The following is a 10,259-nucleotide window of genomic DNA, read 5'->3' on the forward strand; positions in this document are numbered from 1 at the left end:
AGTAAGGGAGAGCAGCGAAAGTTCCATGGAAATTGAATCTACCGGATAAGTTCCACCGGTATTTTTCCACTGTGCACAGCCGTAGCCACAAGCGCGCCGCTTGCCCCTATTTTTTCCAGAGCATGGATGTCATCCATATCCCTCACTCCGCCCCCGACCAGGATATTGTGGGAAGACAAACCAACTATATTTCGTAAAAAATCCGCATCAACCCCGGCGCCTGTCCCGACTTTGTTTAAATCCAGCATGATAATATCCTTGAGGTCGTATTTATCCAATATTTTTACAAGTTTTTCAGGCTCAAGGTCCATTTTCCTGTCCTTTGTCAGCACCCTGCCATTTTTTATGTCTATGCTCACACTGACCCTGTCATGGAATCGTCCGGCTGCTTCTTTTATTAAGTCAAAAGATGCGGTTTCAGTGCCCAGGATTACAGTATCCGCAATCCCGATACATTTTTCAACATCGCTCATATCTTCCGCGCCTATATCCACCATCGTTTTTGTCTCTGAGGATATTTTCTCAATAAGCTCAAAATTATCCCCCAGATGCTGCAATCTATCAAGGTCTGCGATATAAACCTCCCGTGGCATAAGCACAGAGATTATATCCATCGGTGCCGATGAAGCGCATATCGTGCTGTTCTTTATTGGCTCGTACGTTGCCCTCTCGCCCCTGACCGCATGGACTGCATCGCCATTACGTATGTCCAGAACGAAAATGATTCGAAACATAAATGTATAAGCGTGATTATCTGGTTTAATGTTTATGAAACTGCTCGTAAGTCCAATCAACGTTGAAGAGGCAAAAATTTCAAGACTTGGCGGCGCAGATATTATCGACGTCAAGAATCCGAAAGAAGGCTCACTTGGCGCCAATTTCCCCTGGGTGATAAAGGCTGTGAAGAGAGCGGCAGGTTCGGTACCCGTGAGCGCAACAATAGGAGATTTCAATTACAAGCCCGGGACTGCCTCGCTTGCTGCATTAGGAGCAGCGGTTGCAGGGGCTGAATACATCAAGGTGGGATTATACGATATCCAATCAAAGGAACATGCCATGCATATGCTGCTCAATATCGTGCGCGCTGTAAAAGACTTTGATAAAAATAAAAAGGTGGTGGCTTCATGCTATGCGGATTATGTGAGAATTAATTCCATCTCGCCGCTTGAACTTCCCAAGATCGGGGCTATCGCAGGCGTGGATGTGGTCATGATAGATACGGGCATCAAGGACGGGCGCTCAACGTTTGAGTTCCTGACAGAAGAGGAACTTAAGCAGTTTGTGTCAAGCGCAAGAAGCTATGGGCTTAAAACAGCAATTGCCGGCACAATAAAATTTGAGGATATTCCGGCGTTGCGGCGTATCTCGCCTGATATTATCGGTGTGAGGGGCTGCGTGTGCGGCGGGGACAGGAATTCCACAATAAAAAGGGAACTTGTGGAGCGATTGAAAACTGAGATAAGCCTTACTAAATAAGCGGTCGGGGCTGCTTCTCATCAGGCTGCACAGGCAGTTTCATGGTATTTACAAGAATGGGGTCGGTTACCTCTTTTGCCCGCTCAAGCAGCAGTTCTTTCCCGCACTGCGTGATGGCAAATATGGGAATGGCTGTGCCGAACTGGGCTATCGTTTTCCCTGCGATACATCCGCGGATCCATTTTGAAGTGCATCCTGTGGTCATATCCACTAAGTTAAGGAATTCCTTTGCCTCATCCTCCGGCATCCCTGTAGTATGTACACCAAAACAAATGACCTGGATTTTATGCTTTTCCTCAAGCTCGCGAATTGCCTTCATGTCTTTTGCATTTGTGACGGATACGCCGATTTTTTTAAATCCCAGCCCGATGGCTTTTTTCACGCCTGCAACCTGGTCAAGCGCCGCAGTTGCCGGGTCAAGAACTATGCCGCCGACATCCTCTATGCGTTTGATGAGCCTGGGTATCGGTGTGGTCTCAACCAGTCCTGAGATGCGGGAGCCCATGCCCTGAGCAAGCTTTGGATTGCTCGTAATCACAGTGCCTGCGCCATCGCATGCAGTCACGCATGTATCTACGAGACCGCGGCGCAGCCCTGTCATGAAGGTCTCGCTTGCCCCGAATCCCACGAAGATTTCCATCTCGATAGCTCTGTCTTCGGTGAAGATGCCGAAATCCTTCATCCTGAATTCGATATTCTCCTTTGCGGTCTTAGATGTGAATTTCTTTATCCCGCGAACCTTATCAAAAATGGGACAGTATTCGGTCTTCGGTTCCCCTACTTCAACCACTTTTCCACTCTCCACAACCACGCGGGTCTTTCCGAGAGCTTCCATTACATGCCTGTCTTTTGGTTTTGCCATGATTATCAATATTGGTCTTGTAGGTATTAATCGTTAAGATTTCGACAAATTTTAATAAGTTGAGGCAAAATTTGCCTGATTTGCGCACTTTTTCGAGTAGAGAAAAATATAAATGTTCTTAAACATATTTCCTTCTAATTCAAAGGCACCTGGGAGGAAACTAAAATGAAAACGATGTTGTATATTGGCGCTTTGGTAGTATTGTTGTTAAGCGGGTGCATCGGAAATATACCAGAAACGCAAGCTCCTGAAATACATAGAAACTTCTCGGTAGAGGTTGTGGATTCCAATAAAATGCCAGTGGAGAACGCAGAGGTTTATATTGTCGAGTATAAAGATCAGTTTACTCCGAATAGCACAATAGTAAAGCTGATTACCGACTCCGAAGGAAAAGCCGAGATTAAGAACACCTGGAACACTTATTTGTTTAGCTGGGGCAATGTTCCTGGAATAGATAACGACAGACTACTGTGGGTGCTGCATAATGATTTCATTACCGAGGGTGAGGGTCTGGAGAATGCGACAATCATCAAAATCGATGATGGAAACACCATCAGGGTCTTTAGCGGGGAGAAATCAGTCGAGATACAGCTCAACAAAGACAAGAAAGGGGCAGTGCTGAAAACTAGCAGCTCTCCAGGACTAACCTCTCCTCTAGAAATAAAACAAGAAAACGGTAAGCTTAACATATACATGAGTGCTGTCTATTATTCTTATTTTGCAGAGAAAAGAGGTTTTTTTCCCAGTGTCGGGGATGGTGGAAGTTCAGAAGATGAAATAAAAGTTACGGCAGAGCTAGGAGGCCCATTAGAAGGACCATATCTTGTTTATTATTTGCCTCAATGGATAATAAAAATAACACCCGGACAGAAAGCCACGTTTCCTGTTGAACTCATTTCGCATAACGGATTTGAAGGCTTTGTAAAACTTAGCAGGGATAAAGGTTTTCCCAAAGAGTTTCAGGTAGGCATGGAAAGCGATGGGTTATGGATTTCCAAAGGAGAAACGCGAACTGTAGACTTTTATATAAATGTCCCGCAGGGTTATGAATTTCTTAGTCAAACAAATACAATTTCAGGAAGTATTTTACTGAATGTCAATGGTACATCAACTCCAAATGAAACGGTTCCTATTCCGGTTATGCTATTGTTCGAACAGAAATAAGTGGACATTGCCGCATAAGCACTGAAACTATACTTTCTGCAAGTTGTCTGGAGAAATGTGCAATCCTCCTTGCGACAAATCTCTTACCAAATTCCTCTGATTTTTCATAGTTTTTTTGATCCTGACCCAATAAATATCATAGATAGAATTCTTCATATATCTTTTAACATATTAAGAACCCGCATGGATACTTCGCTGCTTCACAAAGAAAACGTGCCTGGCTCATACAAATGCGCTATACTCACAATCAGCACATCGCGATACGAAAAATACGGGAAAATAGACCGTCCTGAGCGCGCGGAGGACGCCTCAGGGAAACTTATCTGGGGAATGGTTCAGGTGCAGGGAAGCGGGGTGGTGCATTACGAATTAATCCCGGACAACACAGAGATGATACGGGATGCCTTCAAGAGATGCCTGTATTCAGAGGCTGATGTGATAATTTCAACCGGCGGGACAGGGCTTTCACCAGCGGATGTTACGATCGAAGCAGTTGCGCCTTATATTGAAAAAGACATGCCAGGTTTTGGGGAGCTGTTCAGGCATAAAAGCATTGAACAGGTGGGAAATGCGGCAATACTTACCCGGGCTGTTGCCGGTGTTGCGCGCCAGAAAGCGATATTCTGCCTTCCGGGTTCGCCAAATGCTGTCAAGCTCGCGCTTGAACTTGTACTGCCCGAGATGGGGCATATACTCAAACATGTGAAGGGTCAGTAAATGGAATACAAGTGGAAGGCGATGTTTACTGTCTGGATAGGCGTTTTCATGGCTACGCTTGACGGAAGTATCGTGAACGTTGCCCTTCCCACGCTTACGGAATACTTTAAAACAGATATTACCACCATCGAATGGGTGGTGATGGCGTATCTCCTGACCATCACAGCCCTTCTCCTGAGCCTTGGGAGGATTTCTGATATGATTGGCAGGAAAGCGATATTCGCCGGGGGACTTGCGATTTTCACCATAGGTTCGGGTTTGTGCGCTATCTCCGCAACCGAAAATCAGTTGATATTCTACAGGGTAGTGCAGGGCATAGGCGCGGCTATGTTGATGGCGACCGGAATAGCAATAATCACTCATGCATTTCCTCCGAGAGAAAGGGGCAAAGCGATGGGATTGATAGGGACGGTTGTAGCGATAGGTTCCATGGCAGGACCCGTAGCAGGCGGTTTTTTAATCGAGAATGTTGGATGGCAGTCTATATTTTATATAAATATCCCGGTCGGGATTTTCGGGACTGCAATGGCGTTAACCGTGCTCAGGAAAGACGAAACTACATCTGGGCAGACCTTCGACATACCGGGTGCGCTTGCGCTTTTTATCAGTCTTATGTCATTGCTGCTTGCTTTGAGCCAGGGCCAGGAGTCTGGCTGGCTCTCAGGCTATATAATCCTGCTTTTTATTTTATCAATTATATTTATTATTGTATTTATTATGATAGAAACTAAAGCCATGCATCCTGTAATGGAACTTTCGAATTTCAGGAACAGGCCGTTTGCGGCAGCCAACATCAGTGCACTTATTAGTTTTACTGCCCTGTATAACGTCATACTGTTAATGCCATTTTTTCTCCAAAATGAACTTAGATATTCACCTGAGGGGGTGGGAATTGTTTTTCTGGCGGTTCCACTCGTAATGTCCGTTGTCTCCCCTTTCAGCGGGTGGTTGTCGGACAGGACGAATTCGTTTTTACTCAGTTCAATCGGCATCGGTATTTCAAGCGTATCCATACTGTGGCTTGGCTTCCTGACCCCCACATCCGGTTCCATCGATGTTGTTCTACGCCTAGCGCTCCTTGGTCTTGGGATGGGGCTTTTCCAGGCGCCGAACAACAGCATAATAATGGGGTCGCTTCCTAAGGAAAAGATTGGTATAGCGGCAGGAACGCTCGGGACTATGAGGAACATGGGGATGGTGATAGGCGTTGCCGTCTCTGGTGCTGTGTTCTCCAGCAGGTACGTTTATTATGGAAATGTCGGGAGTTCATTTTTACCCGCTTTCCGGGATACATACACTGTTTCAGCAATTATATGCGGCATAGCCATGCTGACATCGCTTGTGCGCGGCAAAAGCAAATAGATTTAAATCGTTTGCATTAAAAAATTGAATATAATGAAATTCGTAACTGACCGGATGCTCGGCAAACTTTCGCGCTGGCTTCGTCTTTTCGGGTATGATACGCTGGAGATAAATAAGCAGGAGAACGAGGACGATACACTGCTGGCACTGGCTGAAAAAGAGGAGAGGATTCTCGTTTCAAGGGACAGGGTGCTTGTCAGGAAAGCGATAAAAAGAGAGATAAGGACGTATCTTGTCCAATCGTCTGAAATCATGGAACAGCTCAGGGAGATGCAGGAAGAATTCGGGATTTCAATCGAGCCGCAACTGGACAGGTGCACTCTTTGCAACTCGGTTATCAGGAAAGTTAAACCCGAAGATATGGAACTTGTCAGGGCGAAGGATTATGTTTATCCTGACAGGCTGAGGGAGGGAACTGAGTTCTGGCTGTGCGATAATTGCGGGCAGGTTTACTGGCTGGGGAAGCACTGGGAGAATATTATGGAGAGGGCGGAAAGATTGAAAAAATGACAGCTTTCCTGTCTGATATCTATTCTTTTTCTTCTTTTGTGCTCCCTTCACCCATCACCATCTTTAACAATGCAGCAGCCACATCTGAAGAAGTATAATCTTCCTGGGTAAGTTTTTCAACCAGGTTACTATATTCTCCCAGATGCCCGGCATCAACAGTCCCTTTAACTCTTTCCAAAAGCAGGTTTGTCCTGATATCTTCCACATCACTGATAGAAGGAACTTTCTGGGCTATGATTTTCGTCTTTGTGAATTGCTGTATCTGCCTTATCCTGTATACCTCCCTGCCTGTCACAAAGGTAAATGCCTGCCCCGCTTTTCCAGCTCTCGCTGTTCTTCCTATCCTGTGTAAATAATATTCATCATCCGGAGGTATATCATAGTTGAACACAGCCTCGATATCCCCTACATCGATTCCCCGGGCCGCCACATCGGTTGCCACTAATATCTCAATCTCCCTCCTTCTGAATTTAGACATGACAGTGTCTCTTTGTCTTTGCTGCAAATCCCCATGCAGTCCATCAGCGAGATACCCCCTTGACTTGAGGGTTTCCACCAATTCATCCACACGCCTTTTTGTATTACAGAACACGAGCGATAATTTCAGGTCGTGAAGATCAATTAAGCGACACAGGGCTTCTGTTTTTGCCTGCTGTTTGACTTCAAAATAAAATTGTTCAACCTCGGGAACGGTCATCTCCTTATGTGCCAATTTTATCATTTGTGGTTTGTTCTGGTATTTTTTGGTCAAATCTAAAATAGCCCGGGACATGGTTGCAGAGAAGAGAATGGTTTGTCTTTCTTTTGGGATTTTTCTCATAATAATTTCAATATCTTCCCTGAATCCCATATCCAGCATTTCATCCGCTTCATCCAGTATGATTATTTTTACGCCATCCATTTTCAAAGTACGGCGGTCAAGGTGATCCATGACGCGGCCTGGAGTGCCTATTATAACCTGTACACCCTGTCTTAACGCTCTTATCTGGCGGTCTATTGGTTGCCCGCCGTAAACCGGTAAAATCTCAATGCCTCTTTTATATTTTGAAAGCTTTTTCAGTTCTTCTGCTACCTGAATTGCCAGTTCTCTTGTGGGGCATAAGATTACAGCCTGTAATCCCCTGTTTTGCGGGTCTATTCTCTCTAAAGTTGCAATTCCGAAGGCTGCGGTTTTCCCCGTACCTGTTTGCGCCTGCCCGATGACATCTTTTCCTTCTAACATATAGGGAATGGATTGGGCCTGAATCGGGGTTGCTTCCTCAAAACCCATATCAGTAATTGCTTTTTGTATATCTTTTGATAAATGTAAGTCTTTAAATCCTGGATTTTCCATGTTTAATCCCCCTTCATTTGTTTGTTACCGTACTTATATCTATTAATCACGTTGGTATGAATCTGGACGGTCTATCATAAAGGAACTTTTTATTTCCCGAAACAACCTCCCGATTCTTTGAGGACTGCAACACTGCGTTAATCGAAGACACGGTTCACTGCGGGAATAGTCAGGTGTGAAAAGCATGGCGAGCTTCTCAAGAACCCGATTGAGTGCGATTCGATGCAGGATAGGATAGTGCTTGTGATGATATGGCGGGGTTGAACAGGCAATTGTTATGGTTTCGACACCGGAGAGGAGCTGTCAGAAAAAATAAAAGACCTGGATTAAAAAAATTACACTTGCCAATTTTGAGGAAGTAATCTCAGCATGATAAAAAAAACAAAAATGAGAAAAAAAATATTAGATTAGTACCTTAACAAAATGAACTTATTTTGTCTTTTTTGTCTTGGTTACCTTTTTTGACTTCTTTGCAGAATTCATTTTATTTGCCATTAGTTCACCTCAGCTTAATAATTAAACATTTATAATATATATACATATGTGTAGAAATTATCTTAAGATTTGAACTTATTCAACTGATTTGATGATTTCATGGATTATTTACTTCAACGCTTAGAATTGCCAGAGTCCCAGGAATGATACCTCTGAGACATATTTTAATTCAAAAAATATTAAACTCCCGGCGCCAATATGTTTCCGAAGCAACTATCCCGCCAGCATCCGCCCCACGACCGCTTCCATCAATCTCTCGCTGTCCGCCTGCGAACGCGCAAGTCCGGCTTCAAGCTCCTCGCCGAGGGGCATGAGCTGGTCAACCCTGGCGACGATGCGGCGCTGGTCATGCCGCATACATTACTTTTCCTTTTCGTGCAAATTCCAGCAACAAGAGATTTCCCACTTTCAAATTCTTCAAAAGTGAGAGTGATAATATCAAGAGGCACTCTGAATTTTTTTATGGTCTTTATCTCAGCTTCCTTTGTCAATCTTGCCCGTTCAAAAATGTCTTTGTTCTGAAAATCCGGAGAGATGATCAGAATATCCACGTCGCTCTCCAAATTTCCTTTTCCCGTACTCTGCGACCCGAATAGGATTATCTTTGAAACTTTCAATCCTTTTTCTTTCAAACAGTTCTCAAAGAATTTGATGGCTTCTGCTATTTTGTCTTTAACCATTCTAATAACTCCATGCCTTTTTCAAGTATTTCTTTTGTCTTATTCATGCTGTATTCGTTCAGCATTCTTTGCAGATTATCAGGATATCGAGTGGGTACGCTTACTCTGGTCAGAGTGAAAACGAAATCATACATATCTTCCGGAAGTTCCAGATTAATAATTTCAATGAGATATAGCAGATTGTGTGTTTTGGGCGGTGCTTCTTTATTTTTCTGAGTAATCAGACCCTTGAGTGCTTTTCCTATTGATAAGTGGCACATGAAGACCGCATAAAAATACCGTTCTCCTTTGAACATGAAGTCTGCGGTTTCCATGTCATAATCAGCCTGTTTGAACCATTCATCTTTATCCATGCACTTTCTCAAAATTGTAATTGTTTTAATTGCTTATTTGCTTTTTGCAGTCTTCTCCTGAAACTATGCTCACACCACCGCCTACATCAACCTCTCTCTGTCCGCCTGCGAGCGCGCAAGACAAGTTTCATAACTTCTTATAGATAATTATTCTTAGCTTATCAATTAGTGTCAGAATCTCTTGCCTTCTTCTATCCAGATAATCGTCTGTTACGAAAAAACCATTATATGCTATCTTGTTTCTTATGACTCTGAGGTCATCAATGAGGGAAATCTCATGTCCTCTGAATTCCGCATAATTTTTCTTCATGTATTCTATCAACTTTTTATGGGCTCCTTCCCCTTGCGTTTTATAGCCATCCAGAAGTAAAATCACCGTAATAAGTTCACGGATAACTTCATAATATTCTTTCACAACATGGGAAGTGAATTTCTTTGGATCAATGGTGTCTATCATTTCCAATGTAGTTTCCACCATTTTCAATATCGATTTTGCTTTTTCCCTGTCAGGAGCCGTTTTTATTATACCTTCTTCCATCAGAACACCTTTAGATATCCTTTAAGGATTACTCCATTTATTATATTATTTTTCAATTCATTGCTTAGTTCGCCAAAGTCTTCACTAAAGATGGTGTTGATTTTCTTATTTATTTTGTCCTCAAAATCTGAAAGACGGAGTTTTCTTTCTCTACAGAGCAAGAACAGATCTATATCACTTTCGATCGTATCTTCTCCTTTTGATGCTGAGCCGAACAGAATTATTACATCCGGCATGCATTGGTTTACAAGATGTTCTATTAAGCCAGAATCCCTGATAGTTATTATCGTATCTATTTTTTTCAGGAATCTAAATTCAGCGCTATCCATATTTGCCCAATAAACAGGATATGCAAATATCCTGTGCTTTGTCCTATTAACCAATCCATCTTTTATCAACTCATTTAAATACAACTTAACAGATGTAGTTGCAAGGGATGTAATTCTGCTAATTTCCCTTAACTGAAATCCTGCATCTTTCGGCATTGGATTTTCAAAGAAGACTTTGAGTACTTTCCATTTGTTATAATTTTGTAACATATGTGATAATATTGTAACAACTGTAATATTAATGTTTCAGGGGAAAAGTTGACCGTCTCATTTTCTATGCTCCAATCGCCCCGCTCACCACCGCCTCCATCAACCTCTCGCTGTCCGCCTGCGAGCACGCAAGTCTGGCTTCAAGCTCATCGCAGAGGGACATGAGCTGGTCTACTTTTGTGACGATGCGGCGCTGTTCTTCTTAAGGAACAACTACAACCTTCAACGAG

The 10,259-nt window shown here is 43.3% G+C and carries 12 protein-coding genes; 5 read left to right on the top strand and 7 right to left on the bottom strand.

Features of this window, described 5'->3' with window-relative positions; all coding sequences use genetic code 11:
* Positions 1–38 precede the first annotated feature (38 nt).
* Positions 39–734: a HisA/HisF-related TIM barrel protein gene (locus tag O8C68_00145; GenBank protein ID MCZ7394212.1), complete on the bottom strand. Its 696-nt coding sequence runs from the start codon at positions 732–734 to the stop codon at positions 39–41.
* A gap of 34 nt (positions 735–768) precedes the next feature.
* Here O8C68_00145 and O8C68_00150 point away from each other — a divergent pair, with 34 nt between their 5' ends.
* Positions 769–1,476, top strand: coding sequence for a (5-formylfuran-3-yl)methyl phosphate synthase (locus tag O8C68_00150; GenBank protein ID MCZ7394213.1), 708 nt, complete (start codon positions 769–771; stop codon positions 1,474–1,476).
* Here O8C68_00150 and O8C68_00155 read toward each other — a convergent pair.
* Positions 1,469–2,338 (bottom strand): DUF2099 family protein, encoded by an 870-nt coding sequence (locus tag O8C68_00155; protein ID MCZ7394214.1) that lies wholly within the window; start codon positions 2,336–2,338, stop codon positions 1,469–1,471. The two genes, O8C68_00150 and O8C68_00155, sit on opposite strands and share 8 nt — an antisense overlap.
* Positions 2,339–2,503: 165 nt before the next feature.
* On the opposite strand from O8C68_00155, the gene O8C68_00160 reads away from it, so the two are divergent.
* The 4 genes from O8C68_00160 (at position 2,504) to O8C68_00175 (ending at position 6,091) form a co-directional block, all read left to right on the top strand.
* Positions 2,504–3,502 (top strand): hypothetical protein, encoded by a 999-nt coding sequence (locus tag O8C68_00160; protein MCZ7394215.1) that lies wholly within the window; start codon positions 2,504–2,506, stop codon positions 3,500–3,502.
* 183 nt (positions 3,503–3,685) lie between these two features.
* The gene (locus O8C68_00165; protein ID MCZ7394216.1) at positions 3,686–4,219 is read left to right on the top strand and encodes a MogA/MoaB family molybdenum cofactor biosynthesis protein; all 534 of its coding nucleotides are present in this window, start codon (positions 3,686–3,688) and stop codon (positions 4,217–4,219) included.
* Positions 4,220–5,581, top strand: coding sequence for an MFS transporter (locus O8C68_00170; GenBank protein MCZ7394217.1), 1,362 nt, complete (start codon positions 4,220–4,222; stop codon positions 5,579–5,581).
* 33 nt (positions 5,582–5,614) lie between these two features.
* Complete coding sequence (locus O8C68_00175; GenBank protein ID MCZ7394218.1) at positions 5,615–6,091, top strand: Mut7-C RNAse domain-containing protein; 477 nt, start codon at positions 5,615–5,617, stop codon at positions 6,089–6,091.
* Positions 6,092–6,110: 19 nt separating this feature from the next.
* Here O8C68_00175 and O8C68_00180 read toward each other — a convergent pair whose 3' ends face one another.
* The 5 genes from O8C68_00180 to O8C68_00200 all read right to left on the bottom strand — a co-directional run bounded on the left by O8C68_00180 (position 6,111) and on the right by O8C68_00200 (position 10,029).
* Complete coding sequence (locus O8C68_00180; GenBank protein ID MCZ7394219.1) at positions 6,111–7,424, bottom strand: DEAD/DEAH box helicase; 1,314 nt, start codon at positions 7,422–7,424, stop codon at positions 6,111–6,113.
* Between the two features lie 743 nt (positions 7,425–8,167).
* Positions 8,168–8,599: a nucleotidyltransferase domain-containing protein gene (locus tag O8C68_00185; protein ID MCZ7394220.1), complete on the bottom strand. Its 432-nt coding sequence runs from the start codon at positions 8,597–8,599 to the stop codon at positions 8,168–8,170.
* Positions 8,581–8,952: a HEPN domain-containing protein gene (locus O8C68_00190; protein ID MCZ7394221.1), complete on the bottom strand. Its 372-nt coding sequence runs from the start codon at positions 8,950–8,952 to the stop codon at positions 8,581–8,583. Before O8C68_00190 ends, O8C68_00185 begins: the two co-directional genes overlap by 19 nt.
* Before the next feature lie 127 nt (positions 8,953–9,079).
* A complete protein-coding gene (locus O8C68_00195) occupies positions 9,080–9,490 on the bottom strand; it encodes a hypothetical protein (GenBank protein MCZ7394222.1) in 411 nt (136 codons plus the stop codon).
* A complete protein-coding gene (locus tag O8C68_00200; protein MCZ7394223.1) occupies positions 9,490–10,029 on the bottom strand; it encodes a nucleotidyltransferase domain-containing protein in 540 nt (179 codons plus the stop codon). Before O8C68_00200 ends, O8C68_00195 begins: the two co-directional genes overlap by 1 nt.
* Between the last annotated feature and the right edge of the window lie 230 nt (positions 10,030–10,259).

The sequence above is a fragment of the Candidatus Methanoperedens sp. genome (assembly GCA_027460525.1).
In the GTDB taxonomy this organism is placed as follows: Archaea; Halobacteriota; Methanosarcinia; order Methanosarcinales; family Methanoperedenaceae; genus Methanoperedens.

Coding starts and splice junctions, on each gene's coding strand:
- O8C68_00175 (MCZ7394218.1), top strand. CDS start 5,615: ATGAAATTCGTAACTGACCGGATGCTCGGCAAACTTTCGCGCTGGCTT.
- O8C68_00180 (MCZ7394219.1), bottom strand. CDS start 7,424: ATGGAAAATCCAGGATTTAAAGACTTACATTTATCAAAAGATATACAA.
- O8C68_00145 (MCZ7394212.1), bottom strand. CDS start 734: ATGTTTCGAATCATTTTCGTTCTGGACATACGTAATGGCGATGCAGTC.
- O8C68_00165 (MCZ7394216.1), top strand. CDS start 3,686: ATGGATACTTCGCTGCTTCACAAAGAAAACGTGCCTGGCTCATACAAA.
- O8C68_00200 (MCZ7394223.1), bottom strand. CDS start 10,029: ATGTTACAAAATTATAACAAATGGAAAGTACTCAAAGTCTTCTTTGAA.
- O8C68_00195 (MCZ7394222.1), bottom strand. CDS start 9,490: ATGGAAGAAGGTATAATAAAAACGGCTCCTGACAGGGAAAAAGCAAAA.
- O8C68_00190 (MCZ7394221.1), bottom strand. CDS start 8,952: ATGGATAAAGATGAATGGTTCAAACAGGCTGATTATGACATGGAAACC.
- O8C68_00170 (MCZ7394217.1), top strand. CDS start 4,220: ATGGAATACAAGTGGAAGGCGATGTTTACTGTCTGGATAGGCGTTTTC.
- O8C68_00155 (MCZ7394214.1), bottom strand. CDS start 2,338: ATGGCAAAACCAAAAGACAGGCATGTAATGGAAGCTCTCGGAAAGACC.
- O8C68_00185 (MCZ7394220.1), bottom strand. CDS start 8,599: ATGGTTAAAGACAAAATAGCAGAAGCCATCAAATTCTTTGAGAACTGT.
- O8C68_00150 (MCZ7394213.1), top strand. CDS start 769: ATGAAACTGCTCGTAAGTCCAATCAACGTTGAAGAGGCAAAAATTTCA.
- O8C68_00160 (MCZ7394215.1), top strand. CDS start 2,504: ATGAAAACGATGTTGTATATTGGCGCTTTGGTAGTATTGTTGTTAAGC.